At 41.6% G+C, this 23,161-nt stretch carries 29 protein-coding genes and 1 pseudogene; 20 read left to right on the forward strand and 10 right to left on the reverse strand.

Annotation, left to right across the window (positions count from 1 at the left end; translation table 11 throughout):
* Nucleotides 1-11 precede the first annotated feature (11 nt).
* The 9 genes and pseudogenes from ADA42_RS09185 to ADA42_RS09225 all read right to left on the reverse strand — a co-directional run bounded on the left by ADA42_RS09185 (nucleotide 12) and on the right by ADA42_RS09225 (nucleotide 6,454).
* A complete protein-coding gene (locus ADA42_RS09185; protein ID WP_048764811.1) occupies nucleotides 12-629 on the reverse strand; it encodes a DUF3164 family protein in 618 nt (205 codons plus the stop codon).
* Nucleotides 626-1,312 carry a hypothetical protein gene (locus ADA42_RS09190; RefSeq protein ID WP_048764813.1) on the reverse strand — a complete coding sequence of 229 codons (687 nt, stop codon included), beginning with the start codon at nucleotides 1,310-1,312 and terminating at the stop codon, nucleotides 626-628. Before ADA42_RS09190 ends, ADA42_RS09185 begins: the two co-directional genes overlap by 4 nt.
* Entirely contained in the window at nucleotides 1,302-1,532 is a 231-nt protein-coding gene (locus tag ADA42_RS09195) for a hypothetical protein (RefSeq protein WP_048764814.1), read from the reverse strand. The genes ADA42_RS09190 and ADA42_RS09195 overlap by 11 nt, the downstream gene beginning before the upstream one ends.
* Before the next feature lie 4 nt (nucleotides 1,533-1,536).
* Nucleotides 1,537-1,749 carry a TraR/DksA C4-type zinc finger protein gene (locus ADA42_RS09200; protein ID WP_048764817.1) on the reverse strand — a complete coding sequence of 71 codons (213 nt, stop codon included), beginning with the start codon at nucleotides 1,747-1,749 and terminating at the stop codon, nucleotides 1,537-1,539.
* A gap of 85 nt (nucleotides 1,750-1,834) precedes the next feature.
* Nucleotides 1,835-3,019, reverse strand: a pseudogene (locus tag ADA42_RS09205) (ExeA family protein).
* 3 nt (nucleotides 3,020-3,022) lie between these two features.
* Nucleotides 3,023-4,765, reverse strand: a complete 1,743-nt coding sequence (locus ADA42_RS09210; protein WP_048764818.1) for a DDE-type integrase/transposase/recombinase — start codon at nucleotides 4,763-4,765, stop codon at nucleotides 3,023-3,025.
* Between the two features lie 2 nt (nucleotides 4,766-4,767).
* Entirely contained in the window at nucleotides 4,768-5,655 is an 888-nt protein-coding gene (locus tag ADA42_RS09215; protein ID WP_048764820.1) for a DUF3102 domain-containing protein, read from the reverse strand.
* A 9-nt stretch (nucleotides 5,656-5,664) separates the two neighbouring features.
* On the reverse strand, nucleotides 5,665-5,961 hold the full coding sequence (locus ADA42_RS09220) for a helix-turn-helix domain-containing protein (RefSeq protein ID WP_048764821.1): 297 nt from the start codon (nucleotides 5,959-5,961) through the stop codon (nucleotides 5,665-5,667).
* A gap of 160 nt (nucleotides 5,962-6,121) precedes the next feature.
* Nucleotides 6,122-6,454 (reverse strand): DNA-binding protein, encoded by a 333-nt coding sequence (locus tag ADA42_RS09225; RefSeq protein ID WP_241485697.1) that lies wholly within the window; start codon nucleotides 6,452-6,454, stop codon nucleotides 6,122-6,124.
* A gap of 17 nt (nucleotides 6,455-6,471) precedes the next feature.
* Here ADA42_RS09225 and ADA42_RS09230 point away from each other — a divergent pair, with 17 nt between their 5' ends.
* The 9 genes from ADA42_RS09230 (at nucleotide 6,472) to ADA42_RS09270 (ending at nucleotide 11,863) form a co-directional block, all read left to right on the forward strand.
* On the forward strand, nucleotides 6,472-6,948 hold the full coding sequence (locus ADA42_RS09230) for a helix-turn-helix domain-containing protein (protein WP_048764825.1): 477 nt from the start codon (nucleotides 6,472-6,474) through the stop codon (nucleotides 6,946-6,948).
* Nucleotides 6,949-6,961: 13 nt separating this feature from the next.
* Nucleotides 6,962-7,396, forward strand: a complete 435-nt coding sequence (locus ADA42_RS09235) for a hypothetical protein (protein WP_048764826.1) — start codon at nucleotides 6,962-6,964, stop codon at nucleotides 7,394-7,396.
* A complete protein-coding gene (locus tag ADA42_RS09240; protein ID WP_048764829.1) occupies nucleotides 7,393-8,025 on the forward strand; it encodes a hypothetical protein in 633 nt (210 codons plus the stop codon). Before ADA42_RS09235 ends, ADA42_RS09240 begins: the two co-directional genes overlap by 4 nt.
* A gap of 64 nt (nucleotides 8,026-8,089) precedes the next feature.
* The gene (locus ADA42_RS09245) at nucleotides 8,090-8,605 is read left to right on the forward strand and encodes a glycoside hydrolase family 108 protein (RefSeq protein WP_414629812.1); all 516 of its coding nucleotides are present in this window, start codon (nucleotides 8,090-8,092) and stop codon (nucleotides 8,603-8,605) included.
* Complete coding sequence (locus ADA42_RS09250; protein ID WP_048764833.1) at nucleotides 8,602-9,081, forward strand: hypothetical protein; 480 nt, start codon at nucleotides 8,602-8,604, stop codon at nucleotides 9,079-9,081. Before ADA42_RS09245 ends, ADA42_RS09250 begins: the two co-directional genes overlap by 4 nt.
* The gene (locus tag ADA42_RS09255; protein WP_048764835.1) at nucleotides 9,074-9,355 is read left to right on the forward strand and encodes a DUF2730 family protein; all 282 of its coding nucleotides are present in this window, start codon (nucleotides 9,074-9,076) and stop codon (nucleotides 9,353-9,355) included. The genes ADA42_RS09250 and ADA42_RS09255 overlap by 8 nt, the downstream gene beginning before the upstream one ends.
* A 6-nt stretch (nucleotides 9,356-9,361) precedes the next feature.
* On the forward strand, nucleotides 9,362-9,655 hold the full coding sequence (locus ADA42_RS09260; protein ID WP_048764836.1) for a hypothetical protein: 294 nt from the start codon (nucleotides 9,362-9,364) through the stop codon (nucleotides 9,653-9,655).
* Nucleotides 9,656-9,662: 7 nt separating this feature from the next.
* Nucleotides 9,663-10,229 (forward strand): phage protein Gp27 family protein, encoded by a 567-nt coding sequence (locus tag ADA42_RS09265; protein WP_048764838.1) that lies wholly within the window; start codon nucleotides 9,663-9,665, stop codon nucleotides 10,227-10,229.
* Nucleotides 10,230-10,231: 2 nt separating this feature from the next.
* The gene (locus ADA42_RS09270) at nucleotides 10,232-11,863 is read left to right on the forward strand and encodes a phage protein (RefSeq protein ID WP_048764840.1); all 1,632 of its coding nucleotides are present in this window, start codon (nucleotides 10,232-10,234) and stop codon (nucleotides 11,861-11,863) included.
* Here the strand turns inward: ADA42_RS09270 and ADA42_RS09275 are convergent.
* A complete protein-coding gene (locus ADA42_RS09275; protein WP_048764841.1) occupies nucleotides 11,860-12,228 on the reverse strand; it encodes a hypothetical protein in 369 nt (122 codons plus the stop codon). The two genes, ADA42_RS09270 and ADA42_RS09275, sit on opposite strands and share 4 nt — an antisense overlap.
* A 182-nt stretch (nucleotides 12,229-12,410) precedes the next feature.
* Between ADA42_RS09275 and ADA42_RS09280 the strand changes: the two genes are divergently transcribed.
* The 11 genes from ADA42_RS09280 to ADA42_RS09330 all read left to right on the forward strand — a co-directional run bounded on the left by ADA42_RS09280 (nucleotide 12,411) and on the right by ADA42_RS09330 (nucleotide 23,161).
* Nucleotides 12,411-13,178 (forward strand): DNA adenine methylase, encoded by a 768-nt coding sequence (locus ADA42_RS09280; RefSeq protein WP_048764843.1) that lies wholly within the window; start codon nucleotides 12,411-12,413, stop codon nucleotides 13,176-13,178.
* A gap of 230 nt (nucleotides 13,179-13,408) precedes the next feature.
* A complete protein-coding gene (locus ADA42_RS09285; protein WP_048764846.1) occupies nucleotides 13,409-14,992 on the forward strand; it encodes a DUF935 domain-containing protein in 1,584 nt (527 codons plus the stop codon).
* Nucleotides 14,992-16,308: a phage minor head protein gene (locus ADA42_RS09290; RefSeq protein WP_048764849.1), complete on the forward strand. Its 1,317-nt coding sequence runs from the start codon at nucleotides 14,992-14,994 to the stop codon at nucleotides 16,306-16,308. Before ADA42_RS09285 ends, ADA42_RS09290 begins: the two co-directional genes overlap by 1 nt.
* Before the next feature lie 95 nt (nucleotides 16,309-16,403).
* The gene (locus ADA42_RS09295) at nucleotides 16,404-16,901 is read left to right on the forward strand and encodes a phage virion morphogenesis protein (RefSeq protein WP_048764850.1); all 498 of its coding nucleotides are present in this window, start codon (nucleotides 16,404-16,406) and stop codon (nucleotides 16,899-16,901) included.
* A gap of 68 nt (nucleotides 16,902-16,969) precedes the next feature.
* On the forward strand, nucleotides 16,970-18,052 hold the full coding sequence (locus ADA42_RS09300) for a phage protease (RefSeq protein ID WP_048764851.1): 1,083 nt from the start codon (nucleotides 16,970-16,972) through the stop codon (nucleotides 18,050-18,052).
* Nucleotides 18,049-18,459, forward strand: a complete 411-nt coding sequence (locus tag ADA42_RS09305; RefSeq protein ID WP_048764852.1) for a hypothetical protein — start codon at nucleotides 18,049-18,051, stop codon at nucleotides 18,457-18,459. Before ADA42_RS09300 ends, ADA42_RS09305 begins: the two co-directional genes overlap by 4 nt.
* Nucleotides 18,456-19,364: a Mu-like prophage major head subunit gpT family protein gene (locus tag ADA42_RS09310; protein WP_048764855.1), complete on the forward strand. Its 909-nt coding sequence runs from the start codon at nucleotides 18,456-18,458 to the stop codon at nucleotides 19,362-19,364. Before ADA42_RS09305 ends, ADA42_RS09310 begins: the two co-directional genes overlap by 4 nt.
* 3 nt (nucleotides 19,365-19,367) lie before the next feature.
* On the forward strand, nucleotides 19,368-19,796 hold the full coding sequence (locus ADA42_RS09315) for a gp436 family protein (RefSeq protein WP_048764858.1): 429 nt from the start codon (nucleotides 19,368-19,370) through the stop codon (nucleotides 19,794-19,796).
* The gene (locus ADA42_RS09320; RefSeq protein WP_048764861.1) at nucleotides 19,796-20,404 is read left to right on the forward strand and encodes a phage protein Gp37; all 609 of its coding nucleotides are present in this window, start codon (nucleotides 19,796-19,798) and stop codon (nucleotides 20,402-20,404) included. The genes ADA42_RS09315 and ADA42_RS09320 overlap by 1 nt, the downstream gene beginning before the upstream one ends.
* An 11-nt stretch (nucleotides 20,405-20,415) precedes the next feature.
* On the forward strand, nucleotides 20,416-20,763 hold the full coding sequence (locus ADA42_RS09325; RefSeq protein ID WP_048764864.1) for a phage tail sheath-like protein: 348 nt from the start codon (nucleotides 20,416-20,418) through the stop codon (nucleotides 20,761-20,763).
* A 10-nt stretch (nucleotides 20,764-20,773) separates the two neighbouring features.
* Nucleotides 20,774-23,161, forward strand: coding sequence for a CotH kinase family protein (locus ADA42_RS09330; protein ID WP_048764865.1), 2,388 nt, complete (start codon nucleotides 20,774-20,776; stop codon nucleotides 23,159-23,161).

Here is a 23,161-nt window from a genome sequence, read left to right on the forward strand (position 1 = left end):
ATTTCCTGTAATTAAATAGATGCGATGTCGAGTGATAGTGGTAAATAACCACCAGTCGAGTCGTCGCGGATGTAAAAACGTAGATAGGCTTTACTGCCAATAATGTTGATGCTGTCTGAAATGGCTTGCATTGCTGATTGCCATTTCGGATGGTCGATTTCAATAGTTTTAAGGGCTAGTACTTTGGCTGTGCTGATTTCTCCTTTTTTGTCGACATTGAAGGTACGGTTGATCAGGGCTTTAATTTCATTGCGGCTGCCATCTGTCCATTCCTCTAGGCATTCATCAATGAGCTGCTTAGCCGCTTGAAGCTGCTCATTAAAGCTAATTCTCTCAGCAATATTGCGCTGAATTTTTAAACGTCCGTCATAGCTCGTTAGGGTAAGATTGCCTTTGTTACCGCCGATTTTTGCACCGTATTGGTCGGCAGAAATCTGGCTAAAGTTGGCAATATCGCTAAAACTTAACTCTTTAAAAGCTTTCAGGAAATCGTGTAACTCTTCAGCTTTTTTGAAGATGGTACGCACGGTTTGGTCGCGCAATTTGTCAATTTCTTTGACGTTGGCTTCTGGAACCAATGCACCTGTTGCATTTTCCCAGTAGCCATGTGGAATCTGTTGTGCTGTCATGGTGTTGCTCCTTGTTCTTGCTCTGCCAAAAGGCGTTCAAAACATTGGTTATGGGTTTCACCATCTCTGCGGTTTTGTGCTACATGAGCAAAAACCTGTGAGGGTGGGATAGCTTTTAAGGTACGGTTGACCTTGGGTTTATCTGAATTTGCTTTGGCAACTAGATCAGCCATTGATACTGCTGCTGGTTCATTTTTAAGACGCTCATGTGCCTTGAGTTCTTGCTCACGTTCATAGAGTGATTTTTCAGTAACAATGGGTGGGTGTTCTGATGTATCAGCTTTACTTGGTGGTGCAGCATGCTGATCAGGTTTATATGAAGTGATAACCTTATATAAGTAGTTATGGTTTTGGAGAGGCGTATCCAATTCACCACGATCACGACGTTCAAGCATGATATTGATAGCCCATACCCAAGCTGATACAGGTGCAGGAAAAGTTTGGCGATTGAATTGAATCTGCTTAGATTGAATCTGAGGCGTGACTTCGTTCAATAGATTCAAAGCGCGTTCAAATTTCAAAGCACGGTTTTGAGAACGAAAAAGACCCAAATAATTAATTAGTGGTGTACCGAGCTTGCCGTGCAACTTGACAGCAGCCGCAAATGCCTTTGATGCTTCGCTAAAAGCAAGTAAGGTATCAAGACTGTTAGTACTTCCGCAGGTTGGGCAATTAGTTTTCATAGCGTGTATCACCTGTTGCAGTCATCAAAGCATGTGCATGCGCCTTCCATTCAGCTTCAAGTTCACTATTTGCACCAAACTCACGGATATTGTCATGAACATGATCAATTGTTTTTTCAGCGCAAAATTGAGCAGAAGCTTTGGGTACAAGCACATAATCACCACCAACTAATTTGTCTAAATCCTTGGCAAACTGAGCGCGTTTTTCTTGTGTCGTCATGGCTTTATCCTCTGTAATTTCTGCGTTGAGATTCAAAGCAGGTTTGACATTCTGTGCAGCGTGTTACGCCGCCAATCTTGCGACGTTGTTCTGGAATTTCGACGCTGCAGTCCTCGCACTCAAAATAGCTATGCGCTGTAAACTGAGCGCGGTTTGCAAGCGACTGTTGTCGTTGTTCTTCGCTGAGTTGTTCAGCAATATCTGCAAAATCAGCCATGACAGCCTCCAATTGAGCTGATCAAAATTGCTGCTGCAAAGATCAGCCAAAAATTTAAAATAAGTACATTTCTAAGGGTCATGGCTCACACCTCCATAACCAAGTCACCAGTCACCACGGGTACACCTAGATCGGCAGCAACATTGAGTGCACCTGTTAGAAGATTGCCAACGGCAAGTGGGTATAAAAGACTTTCGTTTTGTTGTTTGCTGCGTCCAACATTCCGAGTGAGCTTGGTACAAATCGCATCTAAGCCTGATTGGTCAATAAACTCTTCAAGCTTGCGGCCTGCGGCTTTGCAACGATGCTGTAAATAGTCAACCAGTGTGGTTTGAGTGAATGGTTCAAGCGTGATAATTTCACAGCGTTGGACTACTTCACGAACTTCCTGATTATTCTCGGCAAGTTTATTTTTAAGCTCGTCCTGACCAATCAAGATGACGCTTAATAAAGGTGTAAAACCGTTCTCAAGTTCCAAGAAACGCTTTAGGTGTTTAAGCGTTGGAATGGGTAGACTGTGCGCTTCTTCAATGATGATGACGTGATGATGTCCAGCACGACTCGACTCTTTAAGCAAGTTATGGATTTGGCGAAAGCGTGCTTCGGGTGAGCGTTTAGCATTGGTATTTGGTGCAAGCGCTGCCAGAATCGCTTCGGCAATATGTGCAGCCTTTAGGGTTTTGCCTTTAATGTCATTATCTTCAGCAGCTAAAACATAAGGCTCAATGACGATGGTGGATTCACGCTCACGTTCGATACGATCTATAGATTCTCGGCGTAAAGTTGATTTGCCTGCACCTGATTGACCCACAACAGCAATAAAGGAAGAATTTCCTTTAATGGCTTGCCACATGGCTTCACGAACATAATTGATGTCGCTGTTATTAAATAATTCCCCTGAGCTACGAATAGATTCGGTAAAAATATTCTTAAATAGCTTGAATTGTCTTTTTGCATCTGTTGTTAGGGTTTGTTTGCGTAGTAACATAAGTTGCTCTTCCTCGGATGGGGCAGTTGCTGGTTGCATGTTTGGTTCTTGGTCGTTTCGAGCATGCAATTCAGCTTCTAATGCCTGTTGAATTTGATCTGCTGCAATTCCTTTTTGCTGTAAAAGCTCAATGAACTTTGACTGAAATTGATCAGGGTTCTTTTATGGTCGTTGACCATGATTGACATATAAGTTGACTGTTGCGGTACTGACTCCTAGTGGTTTGCAGAGTGAGCTTTGCGCCACGTTGTGTTGTTTCAATAGTTGTTTTAATGCGCTCATGAATTACTCTCCGACCACTTTAAGTTTGGTTCTGCTGAGGCCTGCGTTAATACGCTCCACCCAAAAAGGAATATCTTCTTGTGGCACATTGCCGTCTTGGTACGTGTTTTTAAGAATGGTCATACAGTCAGCAGTCCAGAGATCGCCGACATGACCACGTATAGCCTTTGCTGCCTGAATCAGGTTGAGTGGTGCAACTTGGCGACGTTGTTGTGGCGTGGTTACCTGTTCGCCAGCGCGATTGATATAGGTTGGAACTGTGGCTGATTGGATATCTGCCATTGGGTTTAATTGACCGTTGTAGGCTGGCTTTTTCTTGGCAATCGCTTTGTCGACTTGTTCTAAGGTCTCTGCGTCATAAGCCTTTTTGATGATCCGTTTACGGTTCTCATCAATCTTGCTCTGAGGCATTGCCTTGATTTCTTCGCCAATCACTGCGGCTGTTTCTCTAAAGCCGACCCAGTCAGTCTGCATAGGATCACAGGTATAAATGACGTCATTGCCATGTTCATCCTGTGTTATGACATCAATGGCTGGCGCACGGTATGGATTGACCACAATCATGATTTTGGCTTTAGGGTAAATACCGTGTACATGACGAACGTCATAATCATGTTGACCGTAGCCTTTAATTGAATGGCTGACCGTTAAGTTACCTGTCACGGTCTTACTTTCTGGCATGGTGCTGACTAGTTCTCTGCACAATTCAAGTGGTGGAGCAATGCGTAACTGTTCTGGCTTAATAGTTTGCCAAACTGCATTTCTTGAACGTTTAGTACGACTGTGTATCTTGGTTTCATTCCAATATGTGCGCCATTGTTTGGCTGACTCATTGAGTTGCTCAATACTGCTAATTGTCATGAAGCGCAAGCGCCCTTCAAATTGTGTCTCTACAATATTGTTGCCATTTTCGACCTGACCTTTAGCCTGTGAATTTCCTGTGGCATGTGGAATGAAAGTCACATCTAAACGTTGCAGTAAATTTTTAAATAAACCGCTAGTGTTGGCACACCCTTTATCTGCATATAAGATGTTAGGCACACCATGCATAGGCTCTTGGGCAGATCGCTTAATAATCCCGTTTAAGAAAATTTGAATCAGATTTTCAGAACTTTCACTGCCAGTGACATATTCAACATAAATTGAGCCACTAAAATGATCCGTCATGACAAAACGAATCACGCGGTAATTTTCGATTTTTTTCACATTGGCAGGTTTGTTCTTGTAAAACTTTTTCTCATCCATCACCTGCATCCCACCTTTGGGGAGGTAAAACAATACACAGACTGATGCATCGACTTGCCAGACGTGGTTTGGATGCAATGACTTTTGTTGGGTGTGCGCAGATGGTTGAGCCAATTGTTTAGGGTGGCACATCTGTTGCTTCATCACTCGTGCAATAGTTGCTGCTGATACATCAGGTGCTTTACCGTCTGCGATCAGCATGTCTAACGCAGTGGTAATTGGCAGGGTTTTCTTACCGTTGGCACGGGTTGCAACATGCACCATACCGCCGATCATTTCAGCCACATCAGTCGGAACGACGGTTTTACCTTTATCAGAACGCGGTTTACGATCTGACTTAAAACCTACTGTTTCTAGCTCGCGATAAAGTTGTGGACGACTGATCTGTAAGGTTTCACATGCGGTTTTAATGATGTCAGCTTTCTCACCAAACTTAGCTGCCCCAAGTTTGGCTGCAATCTCACGGAGATAATCCTGTTTTGCTAAGTTTGGAGTCGTCATGATTAAGACTCCAGTTCTGCGTTGGTTTCAATGAACTCTGGTGATGTTGCGGCGGTCATCCAGCTAGGTGTCACCATGTTTTCAAAATCAATTTGAATACCTAGCTCGACACTTGTTTGCGCAATTTGCTGGAATGCTGCTACAACAGATGATTCAAGCTTGTCCTGTATGTCGTAAAGACCATGTTCATTGATAGCATCAAGTAATGAATTGATGTTATTGGTAAAACGCACAACATCGTTATGCATGGTATGACAGGCTGCATCTAGCTCTTGCAAAGCTTTTTTAGACAATTCCTGTTGTTCATTTTCGGCACGCTTTTTGATTGCTACAGGACTTTTTAGCTTGCTATTCTCTTCTAGTAACTCGTTGTTACGTCTATCCTTGGAGTGAATAATCTGTTCTTTGGCTTCAAGGCTTGATTTTGCTTCACGTAATGCTTGTTTAAGCTCACGTACAGACATAGTTTCAATACTATCTAGATTAACATCTCCAATGCTGCCGCCTTGTTCAATAACATCTAGATCGTCATCATCAAGTACAACCAACTCTAAAAGTTTTGTTTGAGTTTTAGCGACATTCAAAACGGAACTCGAATTCCGATTTGAAAATTTAAGAACCGCAGACATGAATTTTCTAGCCATACGAGAACTAAAACCTAGAATCTCTATGCGCTTTTCAAACTCACCATGAGGTGTCATTTCTTTCATGATAAGTAAACGTTTTCCCAATTCCATGCAGGCTTCAACAGTACGTTGCTGGTAAAAACGAATTTCATCCTCGATAGCACCAAGAGTTAATGCGCCTTCATATCCAAGGGAAACAGCTAGGTTGCCAAGTTTTTGAGCATGATCAGAAACAGCTAAATCTTGTGAATGTTCTAAATCCATGGTGATTCCTTAGTAAATATTGATACTGCTGCGTTGCTCAACTTCGGCAATGCGTTGTTTTGCTCGTTCGATTTCGCGGTCATGTGCCTTTGCGATCTGAACTAATGTTGTGCCAATGGTGTAAAGGCCGTTTGGTTCTTGTTTTGCAAAGCCTTCATCGATCAGGGTTTGTAAAGCGCGGTGTACTTGTGAAGCTGGTTCACCCAGGCTTTCTGAAAGCTCCTTGATGCTTACACCTGACAAGCTATGTCCGCGTAGTGCCTTAATAACCCGTAAAACTTTGCCCGCAGATTTGACTGTGCTCATTTAAAAATCTCCTTATTGGTATATATGGAGAGTTCCTTGCGTAGGATTTCGTTGTCTTGTTCAGCCATGTACCAACCAAAAAAACTAAATACCGTTAGTGCTAAAAAGATGTATGCAAATATCGAAGTATCGTTTTTCATGATTTTTCTCCCTGTTTTTGTTATGCAAAGTTAGGGTAAATTGTGCTATTTTTAGCGTTATGAGCTGGCTTAGCTTTCATTCCAAGAGCAACAGCGATTAAAAACCCTTTACCTTTGGTGGCTTTGTTATAGCCATTGATAACTCGGTAAACCTCGCTTGGATCAAAACCATTACGAACTGACCAAGCGTGAATCGTGTCGCCACAAGCAATAAAGTCCTGCTTTACTTGCTCTCCTGTTTTGAGTGATTGCATGGTGTTTTCCTTGCGGTTCATGTGGTGATTGTTTTGGTTAATTAGGTGAATAATTTCACCTGTTAAAAAGACAATAGAACATATATGTTCTATTTTCAATACGGATTTACCCCTAAATGTTACATTTATGTTCTGATAGATTAAAAAATGAGCGAAAAAAATTAAAGCTAACTCAACAGAAATTAGCTCTATTACTTGATGTTAGTGATATGACGATTAAGCGTTGGGAGACTGGTGTTACGGCTATACCAAGTGACAAATTAATACTTATGAAAAATCTTGGTTTTGATATTTCTTACGTGTTATTTGGTGAAATAGAACAAACATACTCACATGAAGAAGAACTACTTATTATTAAATATCGTCAAGCTGCTACAGAGGTTAAAGATAAGATACTCGCTACATTATTTAGGCTAGAAAGAGAAACGTCAGGCGATGTCGTAAATCAGGGGGCAAACTCTGGAAAAGGCACGCAAAATAATGCAAAAATTCAAACCATAAATAATGCTCCTTCTACAACTAATCAAACCAAAATAAAAATTGGTAAACAGCGTGGCGACGTTGTAAATGGAGATAAAAACGTAACTAGGTGAATTAGGAGGTTGTATGAACGAGATCCAAGAGATTAAAAAAATTAAAATTAATAAACTTGATGGGGATTTTATATCTGGTGATAAAAATATTTATTACCCAGAACGTCAAACGCTTTATGATTTAAGTGATCATGAATTATTCCATGAGCGTAGTTTTTGTAAGGGTAGAATTTCTGAACTTTATCTTAAACGAGTAGTGCCTTTTGCATGGTTTTTGTTGGGTTCTGCTGCGACTCTATATTTTATGTTTATTCTTATTTTACCTAATCTTTTTGGTAATTTAAGACCTACTGATTGGGCAATAGTGATAATGATGATGTTTGTAGGTTGTGTAATACCTACGTTGTGGATTCTCTGGATTAGATATAATGATGATGAATTGTTGAGAGATTATAAGTACAATTTTAAAGAAGCAACCAAGATATTAAGAAAACGGGGAAAACTATGATTCTTGATAAAACATTACCATTATTAATTGCATTATTTTTGTTATCAGGATGTGCAAAGCAAAATACATCAAATACTCATGATGTAGAAACTAAAGAACAAGAAACTAAGATTGAAGAAAAACATTCAGAAGAATCTCAGAGTTCTATGCAACAAGCTTTCAATGGTTCTAATTCAAGTAAAACCTTATCTGATGCGATTGAAAATGCTAAACCTAGAATGACAGATGAGTTTGATGCATTTCCTGCCGCAGCTGGTGTTTTAGCATATTGGATGCAAAGTAATGCAACCAAAATTGGTGATATTAAAGATTTAGAATCAACTAAGCGTGGAAGAATTCTTAAAGATTCTTATAATGAACGTGGCAAACGTCTTTGTGTCAGCGGTAATGTAGTTGAAATTCAAGTAGATCGTTCGGGAGGTTTTCCAGCCTATCATGCTGGAATTATGAATAACAATGGAGATGTTACTCGTGTTTTAGCTGTTGGTTCTACAGGTGATTTGGTAGCAGATTCCAATGCAACATTTTGTGGAATTGTAATTGGTAAAGTAGGATTTACCAATGCTATGGGTGGAACAACAAGTGCTCCTTATTTGGTAGGAATGTTTGATTTACCAGAAAATCATTAATTAAACGGAACCACTTCCGTCTGACCTAAAAATCATATTAATTGCACCATGACCTCATTATTTAATGAGGTTTTTTATTGTGTCTCAAGACTTCCAAGAAGCTCTAAAACGAGTATTAAAACATGAAGGCGGTTATGTAAATCATCCGTCTGATCCTGGTGGGGAAACGAATTACGGCATCACCAAAAATACTGCAAAACAGTTCGGTTATAACGGTTCAATGAAAAACATTCCAATGGCTATAGTAGAGAAAATCTATAAACAGCAATATTGGGATGCTATGAGTTGTGACAGTTTTGAATTTGCAATTGCATTTCATATGTTTGACGCAGCAGTAAATCATGGCTTACTCAATGCGCGAAAAATTATACAGCGTGCAGTTGGCGTAAAGGACGATGGTGTTATTGGCTCAGTCAGTCTTGCCGCTATTCGTAAGATGCCACAATGTTTATTTGTTTATTCATTTCATGCTGAACGCATTCAGTTTTATACAAAGATTTCAACATTCAATACGTTTGGCAAAGGCTGGATGAATCGAATGGTGGATAACCTTCGCTATGCTGTGGAGGATTTTTCATGAAAAAAACACAGCATAAACTTCCACGCAATTTTGTTCAGTCACCGCGGATTGATCCAGTTATTCATGCTCAACTCAATTCTAAAGTTGATGAGCTAACTTTACAGGTGGCTCAGCTCGCAAAAGAAAAAACAGATCAGGCCAAACGCCATCAAGCTCGTGTGACTGAACTTAAAGACAAAATAGAGCAACAGGCACAGCAGCTCGTGCCTATGCTCGGTGTCTCCAGTTATGTAGAAAATCATGGTTGGCTCGTGCGGAATTGGCAGACATTCTGGAAGTGGTTGTCTACTTGGGCATTTGCAGCAATCGGATACGTGTCTTTTTATGGTGTACCACAGGAAATTTTAGTTCTTGTACCAGAGGCAAACCAATCTACAGTCACTGGAGTATTGGCACTGATTGGTTTTATTGGCCGTTTCATTAATCAGAGTAAACCAAAGCCGTTGCCTTTAGTAAAAGGAGATGCTGATGTTTGATTTTCTGAAGCTTGGCTTTGCTGAGGTGCAATGGATTGTGGTGACTGCTTTAGGTATTTATGCATGGATTATCCAGAAGCACAGTGCTTCAGCAAAAGAAATGCTTGATCTACATCTACGTGTTATTGCCCTTGAAAACTCAATGAAAGATATGCCCACGCGTGTCGATATTTCAAACCTACAGGGTCAACTTAATACGGTCAATTCTCAGCTCGGCGGTGTCGAGAAAGGAGTTAAGCGTATTGAGGATTATCTTTTAAACAATAATAAGTGAGGTCGTATGAGCTTTGAAAATCATTTAAAAGAAGAAATGCGACTTGTACTGTTGCGACTTTTAAACGAGCTGCCTAGCTATCGTGGGAACAGTTCCACATTGCATAGTGGACTAAATCATTGGGGACTTAGCTTTACCCGTGATCAAGTAAAAACTGAACTGTACTGGCTTAAAGAGCAAGGCTGTATTGACATTGAAATGGACAATCCTGCTGTATTGGTCGTGCGTTTAACTGAGCGTGGTCAGGACTATGTTGAAGGCCGTGCGCGTATTCATGGCATTAAGCGTCCATCTGCATAGGTGAAATATGGCGAAGTCTTTTATGCATAAGCTCTCTGATGAACAGCGCGCATTTATTGAAAAGATGTTGCGTGAAGATCGGCTCACACTCAACGAAATGATGGATGAAATTCGTGCCCAATTTCCAGTGGACTGTATTCCGAGTCGCTCGGCTTTAGGTCGCGAGAAAAAAGGCTGGGCTGAAGAAGCCAAGGCTATGCGTGAATTCGCTGCTGCATCTGAAGTTCTAGTTAAAGAGTTTGGTGAAGATCCTGACGATAAAGGCGGCATGTTGCTCGCTCAGGCTGTGCAAGCGATTGTGACCAAAAAAGCGTTAGATGAGCTAACCAATACTGGAGATGATCCAGAAAAACCGAAAATGGATATTGATGCTGTAGGTGCTTTGGCCCGTGCTGCACGTGCAGCCATGATGACCAAAGAAAAAGCTGTAGATAACCGTCAGGAAATTCGCCGATTGGCTCGTGAAGAGTTGCTCAAAGAACAAGACGAAAATCTTAAAAAAGCGGCAGCGTCTCAAGGCATGGGCGCAGAGCAACTTCAATTCTGGCGTGAAAAAGTACTGGGTATCAAATAATGATGAATGCACCAAAGCCACGGCAAGATACAGTACGAATTATTGACTGGGATGACCTTCCAGAACGGGCACGGAATTTACCCAACAACTTAAATCCTTTCGAGGAAGGTGTTTTGATGAAACACCAAATTGAATGGCTAAAAATTAAGACAGATATTAAAGCATGTCCTAAAGGTCGTCGTACTGGTATCACCTTTGCCGAGAGTTTTGATGCTGTTTTTACCGCAGCCGCAAGTAAAGAAGCTGGCGGTATGAGTGTTTATTATATTGGGGATACCAAGGAAAAAGGTCTGGAGTTTATTGGTTATTGTGCCAAGTTTTCTCGTGTGATTGCAGAGGCACAAGGTCAAGGTATTTCTCAGATTGAAGAATTTCTTTTTGAGGATCAAAACGACAAAGGCGAAACCCGTCAGATTACCGCCTACCGTGTACGTTATTCGAGTGGTTTTCAAATTGTGGCTTTGTCCAGCCGTCCTGAAAATATCCGTGGTCTACAAGGTAAAGTCATTATTGATGAGGCTGCTTTCCATCCCAACGTCCAAGGCGTGATTGAAGCTGCAACAGCGCTCTTGATTTGGGGTGGTCGAATCTCAATCATCAGCTCGCACAATGGAAAAAACAATCCGTTCAATCAGTTTGTTAAAGATATTGAAAATGGTGTTTTTGGTGAAGATGCAAAAGTGCATGTGGTCACTTTTGATGATGCTGTTGCTAATGGCTTGTATGAGCGTGTTTGCTTTATGCAAGGCAAGGCTCCTACGCTTGAGGGTAAAGAGAAATGGTATAAAAAGATTCGTAAAGCATACGGTAGCCGTAAGGCCGCTATGCGCGAAGAGCTGGATGCCATTCCAAGAGATGGATCGTCCGTATGCTTGCCACAGCTCTGGGTTGAGCGTGCTATGCCAGAAGTGCGTACAGTGCTGCGTCTGGCATTAGGTGATGATTTTACTGAACTAACGCCAGATGAACGTGATGCCTATATCGATGACTGGATTGAACGTTATTTAGAACCAGAACTTCAGAAGCTGGATAAACGTTTTCAGCACTGTGCTGGACAAGACTATGCACGGCATCGTGACTTTAGTTTTATCTTGCCTTTTTATATTGCACAGGACTTAAGACGTATTGCTCCCTTTGCTATTGAGATGCATCGAGTACCATCTCGGTTACAACAAAAAATACTCTGGTACATGCTGGATCGGCTGCCACGCTTTGGTGGTATTGCTATGGATGCGACTGGTAATGGTGAAACGCTGGCCGAGAACACTGCTGAAAAATATGGCGAACATATGGTGCATCAAATTAAGTTGAGCCGTGCTTGGTATGGCCTCTGGACGCCTAAGTTGGTCACAGCATTTGAAGAAGACATGATTGACTTACCGCGTGATGCTGATCTTAAAAATGATTGCTCTGCGATTGAGGAAGTCGACGGGATTTATATGGTATCAAAAGTGCGTGCCAAGGATTTGAAAGAACCAGAGCTATATCGACATGGTGACGGTGCTGTTGCCATGATTCTAGGTTGGTTTGCTAGTCTGCACTTATCATCCGCAATTGAGTTTATTCCACTTCCATCCAAAGAAGATATGGAAGTGAATGCGGATGATTGGGTTAGCGATGTTGGGTGTTATTAAATCTGGAATGTAATAGCACTACTCAGGTAAGGATTTTTATGACCAATTATTCCATTTAATTCAAATTGCTCAATGGTGAGTGAGGCTATTATTCTTACAGCATCTATTTCATAGGAACAGTCAGCATCACTATCGGTTCCTATCAATCTTATGTAACAGAGGCTAGCTTTAGAGTCATAGAAAAGCTCATCGACCCACTCAGTCATTCCAATCTTATTAAGATATTTACAAAACTTGAGCATTTCATAAAGTTCACTATCGTCGTTGTATCGGCTCCAGATATTGATTCCGAAGATTGTCTCAAATTCTCCTTCTCTTATTTCATTTTTAATTTCTGGAGTATGTCTATTTACAAGAGCATTCATGGAACGCCTTCCCCCTGATTGAGTAATTATTAAAAAGTCATAATCAAAAACGAGGTGACGATTCTTGTTAGAGCAAGAACCGCCCCCTTTGGTATTAGTGCTACCGCAGACAAAGCCTCGTTACCCTGTACAGAGTCATTCGAGGTTATCAAATTTAGAATTGTTTTGCAGTAGGTGAAATCGTGAAAGTCAGTCCTATAGTTCCTTGGATGGGTGGTAAACGTCGTCTGGTGTCGCAATTGATTGAAAAGATGCCTGAACATCAATGTTATGTTGAACTTTTTGCTGGTGGTGCAGCATTATTTTTCATGCGTAATCAACCTTCCAAGGTGGAGGTGATCAATGATCTAAATGGTGAACTGGTCAATTTATATCGGGTTGTACAACATCATTTAGAAGAGTTTGTGCGTCAATTTAAGTGGGCGCTTGTTAGCCGCCAGATGTTTGAGTGGCTAAAATCTGCAAGTATAGAGTTGATGACGGATATACAACGTGCAGCTCGTTTCTATTATTTGCAGCATACAGCGTTCGGTGCAAAAGTTTCAGGCCAAACTTTTGGAACTGCCACAACTGCTAGACCAGTTAATTTACTTCGTATTGAAGAGCAGCTGAGCGAAGCGCATTTACGGTTGTCAGGTGTAACAGTTGAGCATTTAAGTTGGGATGCTTGTTTTAAAAAGTATGATCGTCCACATAGCTTTATGTACGCTGATCCGCCTTACTGGAAGCTGACGGGTTACGGTATGGACTTTGGTCTTGATCAATATCAGAAGATGGCTGAGTTAATGAAAAGCTGTCAAAGCAAAGTCATGCTATCGATCAATGATCATGAAGACATGCGAACAGTATTTGCTGGGTTAAAGATTGATACAACCAAAATTAAATATTCAGTTGGTAATTCTGGTGCAGGTCGTGAGTTAAAACATGAACTCATCATTACCAATTACTGATTTGATGGATTTATAGATTTATAAATCTTTATAAATGCATTTTTAGCCGCTTTTAAGAGTTTTAACATAAATGATGTGTTCTTTCTTTTAAAAGCGCTTAAATCGCAATTGAGCGTGAATATTAATTTTCTATAAAAATATGAAATTCTCAGGAACTACTTCCGTCTGACTTAAAACAGCCTTAGCACTTATGGTGATGCCAATCCATTTAATTTTTTGTTTGCATCATCATGGCTAAAAAAGACCGTAAATCAAAACAGGATCGTGCTGCACTTGAAGCGCAACAAACTGCTGAGGTGAGCTGGTTATCACATCAATGGCAGGAACATCCTGTGCTTGGCCTCACACCACAAAAGCTACACCAATTACTCACCAATGCTGAGCAAGGCAATCTTCAGGCTCAGGCTGATCTGTTTTGTGATATTGAAGAGCGTGACGGTCACGTCTTTAGCGAGATGGATAAACGTAAAAAAGGCGTCAACGGTCTGGCATGGAATGTCACACCACCGAAGAACGCCAGCGCACAAGAAAAAAAGATTGCTGAAGAAGTTCAGGAATGGATTGACGATATCAAGAATTTTGAAATGTTTTTGTTTAATGCAATGGATGCGGTTGGACATGGTTATTCGTGCCAGCAGATCCATTGGCAACAACTTGGTCATTTGTGGCTGCCTGCCAAGTTTGAGCATGTTATCCCGCGTAATTTCATGACCCCTTATGGTGAGCCAAACTGTTTGCGCTTAAATGATGGTTCTGTGGAAGGTGCTGAATTTTGGGATTTCGGCTGGTTCAATCACTTGCATCAAGCAAAATCGGGTTATATCAGCCGCGCAGGTTTATACCGTGTCCTTTCATGGCCATTTTTATTTAAGAATTACAGTGTCCGTGATGTCATGGAGTTTTTGGAAATATATGGCCTGCCGATTCGTATTGGTAAATACCCGAGTGGTGCAACCAATGAGGAAAAGATGACGCTGCAACGAGCAGTCATGATGATTGGCCGAAACGCTGGCGGTATTATTCCACAAGGTATGGCGATTGATTTTGAAAGTGCGGCAGATGGTGATACCAGTAATCACATGAACATGATCAAGTATCTGGAGCAGATTCAGTCGAAAGTCATTGTTGGTGGTACGCTCATTTCTCAAGCTGACGGTAAAAGCAGTACCAATGCTCAGTCTAAAACACATGAAATTCAATTTCAGACGCTGATTAAATCAGACGCAAAACAGCTTGCACGTTCAATCAGTGACAATCTGATCGACTACATGATGCGGCTCAATTATCCCAATATTGAGAAGGATCGCTATCCAGAATTTCATTTTGATACTTCCGATACGGAAGATATGGGCGTCTTTAGTGATTCTCTGGATAAGCTCGTTCGTGTGGGTATGCAAATCCCCGTAAGTTGGGCGCATGAGAAACTGGGTATTCCACAGCCTGCTGATGATAAAGAGCAGATTTTAAAAGTTCAGCCAGAAACTGCTCAGGTGCCAAATTTGGCAATGAATACATTTCAGCCGCACTTGCTTGGTAATTTAGTTGCTGCTAATTCGGCCCAGCTTCCGATTGAAGAGCAAGCCATGCAATTGCTACTCAATCAACAAATTCAAACTTCACAATCGACAGTTGAAGCCTGGACAAGTGATCTGCTGGCAAAGCTTCAAGCTGGTCAAAATGAAGATGATATTTTGGCGATTCTTCAGGATGCTTACCCAAATGATGATGAGCCAGCACTGCAAGAAAAGCTGACCCGTCTGATCTTTGCGACTGAAGTACTGGGACGTTTAAGTGTTGAGTCGGAGTCTAATTGATGCCTACTGCACAGCGCCCTGAATTGAATGCCTTATTCAACTTGCCCCCCAATGATGCGATTGATTATTTGAAGTCGAAAGGTTTTAAAATCGGCTGGGATTGGCATGAGACTTTAGACGATGCGCATAGTCGTGCGTTTACAGTAGCTAAAGTGGCTCGGATAGATTTGCTCTCTGATATCCGTAAATCTTTAATTACGGCAATGGAACAAGGCCAAACACTGGAGCAATGGAAAGCCAGTATTACCCCGACACTTCAGGATAAGGGTTGGTGGGGTAAAAAAATAGTCACAAACCCTGAAGGCCGTGAACAGGAAGTTCAACTGGGTAGTCCACGTCGTTTACGTACTATTTACGACACCAATATGCAGTCAGCTTTTGCGGCAGGCCGTTATAAAGCCATGCTTGCAGCAAGTGAAACACGCCCATACTGGGAATGGCGACACATTACGATTAGAAACCCGCGCAAGCAACACGTGGCATTGAACGGTTGTATTTTCCGTTATGACGATCCGTTCTGGAATGTTGCCTACCCACCATCTGAGTGGGGTTGCAAATGTCGCATTGTTGCCCGATCTGCGCGTGAAGTTGGTGAAAAAGAAGTACTGGACAGTGATGGATATGCAACTGAGATTACGGAGGTAGTCGGTAAAGATCGTGCAACGGGTATGAATGTGGTTGTTAAGCGAACTCAATTTCGCATTCCAACACAGTCGGGAACGCTGACATTTGCACCCGCAGCAGGTTTTAATGGTTCACCAGCAACCAGTTATTTACTTGATAAAGTGCTGACAGAACGTGCTACAGCGCTCATGGGGAATGTGAAAGGTTTGCAGCAAGTACAGCAGATGTTGCTCTCTGAGCCACGTTTAAAAGCGCATGAGTCTTTTGTCCGTAATGCCTTGAGCTTTGGAAAACCGCAAAATCGCACTAGTACTGTGGGTGTATTACATATTGATGAAATTCAGTTTTTGTCTGGTAAAAATAAACTGATTGAAAGTCCGATTATGACAGTCAGTGATCATTTACTTGTCGGTAAGAAAGCTGAACGTCATAGCAAGGCTGGTAATGCTTTAAACACGGATGAATGGATTCAATTGTCTAAATTGATTGCTCAGGCCGAGCAAGTGGTCTGGGATGTAAAAAATGACAGCATATTATATATTCTGCCTGCGCTGGCCAAGACCAATGAAAGTGAAGTGATCAAGCTATCGATTAGAGAAGCTGGCGTGATGGAGATTGTGAGTATTTTTAAAGTGAAACAACAGGATATTGCGGCGGGATTAAAGTCGAATCTGTACGAGAAAATCAGATAAAGGTGGCGGCTGACTTGCACAGCATAATACCAATGTTTTGCAACACTCGTAACCTTTCTATTAGGAAACTACCACCCTTGAGGTTAGTATAAATTATGAGCGCAATTCAAATCAATAATACGGCTCTGATTGATCGATTGGAGCAAGTGGCAAAACGATTAACTGATACAACGCCTTTGGCTGCTGCGATTGCTTTAAGCCTAGACACGGTTACCCAGGATAATTTTGATAGTGGCGGACGTCCAACCTGGGCGGGCTTAAAAGCTGGCGGTGCATCGCGGTTATACAAGTCAGGTAATTTACGTCGTAGTATTACCACTGCACATGGCCGTGATTTTGCAATGATTGGAACCAATGTACCTTATGCCGCGATTCACCAGCTTGGTGGTAAAACTAAGCCGCATGTGATTCGGCCAAAGAATGGCAAGGCTCTCGCTTTCAATGGCTTGGTATTTAAAAAGGTGAATCATCCAGGTTCAGACATTCCAGCGCGTGAATACTTACCGATGGATCAACGTGGATTTTTACAGCGTGAAGCTGAAGATGCAATTTTTGATGATGTAGACTACTACTGGCAAAAAAGCTTTGATTAAGAAAAATAAAAAATAAACGGAAGCACTTCCGACTGATCTAATTTTTCCCGTCTCTTTATGCTGCGAGTATGAAAAATACATTACTCGCAGCTTCGTGCTCATTCGACCTGACCGCAACATCGAACTACATGGTTTTAATTCCTGAAGGGATTTTCCGTGGCATCGATGGACGTCCTTTTGATGCACCACACTGGAATTTAACGCCAGAACGTGGACATCAAATTGCTGCGGCTTTAAATCAGCGTGAAATCGATATGGTGATCGATTATGAACATGCGACTTTAAAGTCCCAGGAGTCAGGTGAACCTGCCCCAGCTGCTGGATGGTTGAAATCAAAATCATTTACTTACATAGAGGGTGTCGGCTTATGTAGTACTCAATTTGAATGGTTGGACAAAGCAAAGAACTTTATCGAGCTAAAAGAATACAGATATCTTTCCCCGGTATTTTTATACAACAAACAAGGTGACGTACTCGCGTTACTCAACACCGCATTAACCAATACCCCCGCATTAGATCAGTTGCCCGAAGCCAAGCTTGCGGCAGCAGCACAGGAATTTTTTGCCCAAAATAATGAGGAACCTACGATGAAAGAGTTTTTAGAACTCATGCGTAAAAAGCTGGGGCTACCTGAAACAGCCACAGAACAAGAAGTAATGGTCGCAGCCAATAGTGTTTTTACCAAAATGGATGGTGCTTTCGGAACAACACTCGCAGCTGATCAGACTCTTGATGCAGCTATTGATAAGGCTGTGGAAATCAAAATGGCTGCAAATAGCCAAGCTACACCTGATCCATCGAAATTTGTACCAATGGCTGTTTACCAAGAGGCAGTGGCTCGAGCAGGTAATGCCGATGCTGTCGCTAAAGCGAAAGAGCTGGATGATTTGATTACCGCCGCATGTAGCGATGGTCGTCTGACGGGTGAATCAACCATCAACTGGATTAAGGATCAGGCAAAAACTAATCCTGAATTTGTGAAAAAACATCTTGAAGATTTGCCAAAAATTGCAGCACTGACCCAGCGTCAGACTCAGCAGACCAATTCTGGAACGCACAATAATCTAGGTGGGAATCAACAACTTTCCGCAGAAACATTGGTTGTTGGCGATTTAATGGGCGTCAATTGGAATGAGGTTAAACAAGCATGAGCAGTATTTTAAATCAGGCTGAACGCCAGACTCTACGTCGTGACTTGGGTTTATTTAGTGTACCCGTCAAAGCTGGTGCCGTGATTGTTGCTGGGTTGGCTGCCGCTGTGGATGCCACTGGCTATGCAGTACCAGTAACAGCAGCAACCGGACTGACTTATTTGGGTCGCTACGAAGACAGTGTAGATAACAGCACTGGCGGTAATGGTGATGTGTATGTGTTAGTGCGTAATTCGTGTGCTTTCCAATTTGACAACAGTACAACTGATCCAGTGACTCAAGCGTCTTTTGGCAAGCTTTGCTATTTGGCTGATGGCCAGACCGTAGCTAAAACCGCTGCAAGTAATACGCTTTCTGCCGCAGGTCGAGTGGTTGGAATTGATGAAAATGGAGTATGGGTAGAATGAACGTAAACGGTGCAGCATTAAACGCGATTTTTCAGAATCTGAATAAAATCTTCAACAATACATTTAACGATGTTCCTGTTGAATACACATCAATTGCAATGGTTGTTCCTAGCAATGGTGCATACGTGGATTATCGCTGGTTAGCCAACTTTCCACAGATGAAAGAATGGATCGGTAAAAAGCATATTTCAAAGCTTGCTGAATATGATTATGTCATTCGCAACAAAGACTTCGCGGCAACGATTGAAGTACGTCGTAATGATATTGAAGATGATCAGCTCGGGATTTACGCTCCACAAGCCCAGTCCGCAGCATGGTCAGCCAAGCAACATCCTGACGAGCTGGTTTTTGATGCGGTCAATAATGCATTTACCGCGAAATGTTATGACGGTCACCCAATGATCTCTACCAGCCATAAGGTGGGCAAGGTCAATATTAGTAACAAAGGTACTAAAAAACTTTCAATTGAAACACTGGCCAAAGCACAAGCCTCTTTCGGTGCTGCCCGTACAGCCATGCGTAAATTCAAAGATGAATCTGGTCGTCCTCTTAATGTGACACCTAACGTTCTGTTGGTTCCTGCTGCGCTTGAAGACATTGCAAATGCTTTGATGACAGTAGATCGGCTGGAAGACGGTAAGCCAAACCCATACAAAGGTACAGCCAAAGTACAGGTTTCAGCACGCTTAACAGATGACAATGCATGGTTCCTACTCGATACCACAAAACCGATTAAACCATTTGTTTACCAAGTGCGTAAAAAGCCTGTGTTTGTACAGCAAACCTCAATGGATTCACCGAATGTATTCATGGAAGGTGTTTTCTATTTTGGTGCTGAAGCACGTGGTGCATCAGGCTATGGCTTCTGGCAAACCGTTTATGGCTCTACAGGTGCGGAGGCATAAACCATGTATGTAACGGTAGATGCGATGATTGCCAAGTTTGGCGAACATGAATTGATTGAGCTGACTGATACTGTAAAGCCGTATCAGGAGGTTATTAATCAGATCAAGCTCAATGAAGCGATTGAAGCCGCAAATAGCGAAATCGATGGCTATATTGGCACTCGTTATGCACTACCGTTACAAATCGTTCCACCTTTTTTAAAGTCTGTTGGCTGTGACTTGGCTTATTACCATGCCTGCCTCGGCGATACGGTACTCAATGAGCGTGCCAAACTGCGCTATGACAATGGCATCAAGGTTTTAACCAATATTGCCAAGGGTATTTTGAATCTCGGTGGTGCGCCAGCTGGTCAATCTGAACCTGTAAAAACCTCAAGTAATAACGTCATGATGACCGTTGGCCGTCATGATTTTGGTCGTGGAGGTTGGTAATGCTCAATCTTTCAATGATCGAACAGGCAATAAAAGATGAATTGGCTGCACAAATAGACTCTGGTAAATGGGATTGGGTACGTGAAATCAAAACCTATGGTGGCGAGTTTGATGATGATATTAACGCTGTTATAAAGCGATTTCCTGCCATTTGGGTGACATTCGATGGAAGTAAAACACCTGAGAAGATCAGCTATAACAAAACCAAAATGCCGATCACTTTTGTGGTTTTAGTAGCAGATCATACTGTTCGTAATGAAGAAGCACAGCGGCACGGCACGGGTAAAAATGTCGGTACTTTTCAAATGCTGGACTACGTGCAGCGCTTACTCACTGGTAATGATCTTTCAAGTCAAAATCTAACCGGACTTGCGCCTTTGGAACTTGGACGAGTTAAAACCGTCTTTAACACCATCACACGCCGTGATTCGATTTCTGTTTTAGCTCAAGAATTTACCACTGCTTACACCATTGTTGCATCTGATCGGGATCGTGAGCGTGATGATCCTGAAACGCCAGACATGCACAGCATCAATATTAATTACTACTTCCAGCCACAAGATGACATTAAAGATGCATCCGATCTTGTGCAGTTGGATCACGATTAAGGATTTGAATTATGACGATTCAAGCTGGAATTAAAACACCGGGCGTTTATACCGACGTCAATATCAATACTCAGCGGACTGGTCTGCCTGACAATACGCAGAAAATTTTATTCATCACTCCGGATACGCCAGTCACCGCACTGACATCACCTGTCGATCTCTATACTCAAGCAGATGCAGATGCAAAATTTGGAACGAATTCCATCGCTGGCCGCATGATTAAAGCCGCAGTGAAAACCAATCGTCTTGTGAATGTCCAAGGCTATGGGATTGAGGGTTCAACTGTTGCTGGACGTGCATTGACGACTGAATCTAATGATCCTGTTACCACAGAATCAGGTACTGGCATCTCGCCATAAGGAGTGATTTATGGCTGAAGAATTGGAATTAGTTAAAATCAGTGAGTTACCTGATGCATCAAATGTAACGGCCACTGATCTTGTACCTATTGTGCAAAACGGTGTGACTAAGAAAGTTACTGCACCTATTATTCGTAAATATGTTGTTGATAGCTTGGGGTCAGCAGCAAAGGCTTCGACCACTGATTTTGAACCATCGGGTTCTGTGCTTGAAGTTGATCTTAAATCGCAAGCACGTGCTGATGAGCAGAATAAACGTATTGATCGGATTGAAGTTGCTGCATACTTGCTTAAAAACAATAAAGTATTTAAAGCATATCGAAGCAAAGCATTGATGGTTGCTGATGTTGCAAATATTCCAGCCAACAGCTTATTGCATGTCCTTAATGATTCAGCAAATAACCCTGAAACCAATGATTTTAATGGCCAGTATCATTATGATGGGAATGACTTCCTAAAATTACCAGACTACATTTTAGCTTTAGTTGATGCTAAAGATAATCTAGTTAGAGACTATGCTGATCAGAAAGCAGCTCAAGCTATTCAATCTGCTGCCTTTGATGCGCAGCTTAAAGCTGATGAAGCTTTACAAGACGCAAAGCAATATTCTGATCAAAAAATTGAAACTATCGAAAATATCATTGGTCATTTCGTAGTTGAAACAGACTCTGAAAATCTCTATGAGTGGAAAGACAACGCTGGAAATGTCGTACTTGCGCTGAATAAAAAGTGCCAGCTTGTCTCATATGATGAAGATACAAAACGCTCGATATTGCTCACAAATCAAGAAGATATCAAGGAACTACAAAAGTTCGTCGATGAACTGAATCTGAACAATATCAGCGTATTGTTAAAGCTGCTTGCGACAAGTAATTCCAGTGATTTATATACGTTTGACGATAGCGACGGAAATATTGTCCTGCGTTTAACGAAATCTGGAATGATACGCTCTGGTCAGATCGATGGGCTTCACAATGCTGTTGATGCACTTGAGTATTTGAAAAAGCTAACAAAGCAGTCAGATGACTCAAAACTGATTCGATTTGAAGATGCTGAAAAGAATCTTTTAGGCTATGTCGATAAGTTCAATAATTGGGTCTTCAACGGTGTCGATGTTTTAAATGAAATCAATGAGCTGAAGAAGTTTAAGAACAAAGCGCAAACTGTGACAGCACTCAAGCAAATCGCAGTTAAAGCCCCCGATTCTGTTGTTCAAATTTATCTGACCGATGTTGATTACTTACCGGAATCAAAAGGAACCCAAGTTTCGGCAAAAGCTGAATTACACATCGATGGTGAGACTATTGCATGCTACACAGCACTAGAGGTCCAAGGTTCAAGTAGTGCAGCTTATCCGAAAAAGAACTGGACACTGGCGCTATACAGCGACCAAAAATTAAGTAACGCTCTAAAAATGCAAATTGGCTCAGTACCAGCACATGATGAGTGGGTGTTTAAATCGAATTATGTTGATTTTTCTAATGTTCGTAATGTTGGTGCAAATAACTTTTGGGAAGCCATGGTGCAAAGTAGAAATACTCTCTACAAGCGAGAAGTCGACCAGGTTTTTCTCGGTAAATCGGGTGTAGATGCAGTGCCTACCAACGCAACAGGTCATGTCGTTGGTTATTCAGCGCTACTTTATATTAACGATAAATTCTATGGCATTGGAAATCTTTGCATTGGTAAGAAATACTTTAATTACAATTTGAATCGAAAAAAACCTAAAAATATTCAAATTGATTGGGGAATGGGGCAAGCGGATTTAACAAAGTTAAGCTCAAGTAGTGCCAGTGTGTATGAATTTAAATCTCCAAAAGCGGTCACTCAAGTGACGATTGATTGCTTGAGAGCATGGGATGTTTTTGCATCTTCAGAACAGTCATCTTTTTCTGAAAATGCATCTAAGTTTTTGAATCAAACAAATGTGATTGATTACTGGCTCTTTTCAGATCTGACATATAACTATGACGGTCTGGGTAAAAACTTTCAATTTGTGAGCTGGAATGGAACACAGTTCTACTTTATGCCATACGACTTGGATTCGACATTCGGTTCAAATTTCTCTGGAACAGGAACGATACCCGCAACAGCAGTTCTGACTAAAGATGACTTGCCATCAGCAACTGCTGATTTTTGGAATAAAGTTAAGAACACTTATGCAAATGAAATGAGAGCCAGATACAAAGAGTTGAGAGATTTAAAAATATTTGATGAGTCGTTTATCTATAACACTTGCTACGAACTTGCATCAAAGTTTCCGTACGATTTGGTTTTGCTTGAAAGAGAGAGATGGCCAGACTCACCATCTCAATATTTTTCAAGTATTTTTCAGATTGCGAATTGGACAAAACAGCGACTTATCTACTTAGATAATCTTTATCAATACAATAAATAG

The organism is Acinetobacter sp. 243_ASPC (genome assembly GCF_001054715.1).
Classification (GTDB): domain Bacteria; phylum Pseudomonadota; class Gammaproteobacteria; order Pseudomonadales; family Moraxellaceae; genus Acinetobacter; species Acinetobacter soli.

What these genes read in the sequence shown, in the direction of transcription:
- ADA42_RS09195 (WP_048764814.1), bottom strand. Translation starts at nt 1,532, where the DNA reads ATGACGACACAAGAAAAACGCGCTCAGTTTGCCAAGGATTTAGACAAA.
- ADA42_RS09215 (WP_048764820.1), bottom strand. Translation starts at nt 5,655, where the DNA reads ATGGATTTAGAACATTCACAAGATTTAGCTGTTTCTGATCATGCTCAA.
- ADA42_RS09285 (WP_048764846.1), top strand. Translation starts at nt 13,409, where the DNA reads ATGGCTAAAAAAGACCGTAAATCAAAACAGGATCGTGCTGCACTTGAA.
- ADA42_RS09330 (WP_048764865.1), top strand. Translation starts at nt 20,774, where the DNA reads ATGGCTGAAGAATTGGAATTAGTTAAAATCAGTGAGTTACCTGATGCA.
- ADA42_RS09185 (WP_048764811.1), bottom strand. Translation starts at nt 629, where the DNA reads ATGACAGCACAACAGATTCCACATGGCTACTGGGAAAATGCAACAGGT.
- ADA42_RS09295 (WP_048764850.1), top strand. Translation starts at nt 16,404, where the DNA reads ATGAGCGCAATTCAAATCAATAATACGGCTCTGATTGATCGATTGGAG.
- ADA42_RS09235 (WP_048764826.1), top strand. Translation starts at nt 6,962, where the DNA reads ATGAACGAGATCCAAGAGATTAAAAAAATTAAAATTAATAAACTTGAT.
- ADA42_RS09200 (WP_048764817.1), bottom strand. Translation starts at nt 1,749, where the DNA reads ATGGCTGATTTTGCAGATATTGCTGAACAACTCAGCGAAGAACAACGA.
- ADA42_RS09305 (WP_048764852.1), top strand. Translation starts at nt 18,049, where the DNA reads ATGAGCAGTATTTTAAATCAGGCTGAACGCCAGACTCTACGTCGTGAC.
- ADA42_RS09315 (WP_048764858.1), top strand. Translation starts at nt 19,368, where the DNA reads ATGTATGTAACGGTAGATGCGATGATTGCCAAGTTTGGCGAACATGAA.
- ADA42_RS09220 (WP_048764821.1), bottom strand. Translation starts at nt 5,961, where the DNA reads ATGAGCACAGTCAAATCTGCGGGCAAAGTTTTACGGGTTATTAAGGCA.
- ADA42_RS09270 (WP_048764840.1), top strand. Translation starts at nt 10,232, where the DNA reads ATGAATGCACCAAAGCCACGGCAAGATACAGTACGAATTATTGACTGG.
- ADA42_RS09290 (WP_048764849.1), top strand. Translation starts at nt 14,992, where the DNA reads ATGCCTACTGCACAGCGCCCTGAATTGAATGCCTTATTCAACTTGCCC.
- ADA42_RS09300 (WP_048764851.1), top strand. Translation starts at nt 16,970, where the DNA reads ATGAAAAATACATTACTCGCAGCTTCGTGCTCATTCGACCTGACCGCA.
- ADA42_RS09310 (WP_048764855.1), top strand. Translation starts at nt 18,456, where the DNA reads ATGAACGTAAACGGTGCAGCATTAAACGCGATTTTTCAGAATCTGAAT.
- ADA42_RS09255 (WP_048764835.1), top strand. Translation starts at nt 9,074, where the DNA reads ATGTTTGATTTTCTGAAGCTTGGCTTTGCTGAGGTGCAATGGATTGTG.
- ADA42_RS09265 (WP_048764838.1), top strand. Translation starts at nt 9,663, where the DNA reads ATGGCGAAGTCTTTTATGCATAAGCTCTCTGATGAACAGCGCGCATTT.
- ADA42_RS09275 (WP_048764841.1), bottom strand. Translation starts at nt 12,228, where the DNA reads ATGAATGCTCTTGTAAATAGACATACTCCAGAAATTAAAAATGAAATA.
- ADA42_RS09245 (WP_414629812.1), top strand. Translation starts at nt 8,090, where the DNA reads ATGAGGTTTTTTATTGTGTCTCAAGACTTCCAAGAAGCTCTAAAACGA.
- ADA42_RS09250 (WP_048764833.1), top strand. Translation starts at nt 8,602, where the DNA reads ATGAAAAAAACACAGCATAAACTTCCACGCAATTTTGTTCAGTCACCG.
- ADA42_RS09320 (WP_048764861.1), top strand. Translation starts at nt 19,796, where the DNA reads ATGCTCAATCTTTCAATGATCGAACAGGCAATAAAAGATGAATTGGCT.
- ADA42_RS09325 (WP_048764864.1), top strand. Translation starts at nt 20,416, where the DNA reads ATGACGATTCAAGCTGGAATTAAAACACCGGGCGTTTATACCGACGTC.
- ADA42_RS09260 (WP_048764836.1), top strand. Translation starts at nt 9,362, where the DNA reads ATGAGCTTTGAAAATCATTTAAAAGAAGAAATGCGACTTGTACTGTTG.
- ADA42_RS09230 (WP_048764825.1), top strand. Translation starts at nt 6,472, where the DNA reads ATGTTACATTTATGTTCTGATAGATTAAAAAATGAGCGAAAAAAATTA.
- ADA42_RS09190 (WP_048764813.1), bottom strand. Translation starts at nt 1,312, where the DNA reads ATGAAAACTAATTGCCCAACCTGCGGAAGTACTAACAGTCTTGATACC.
- ADA42_RS09210 (WP_048764818.1), bottom strand. Translation starts at nt 4,765, where the DNA reads ATGACGACTCCAAACTTAGCAAAACAGGATTATCTCCGTGAGATTGCA.
- ADA42_RS09240 (WP_048764829.1), top strand. Translation starts at nt 7,393, where the DNA reads ATGATTCTTGATAAAACATTACCATTATTAATTGCATTATTTTTGTTA.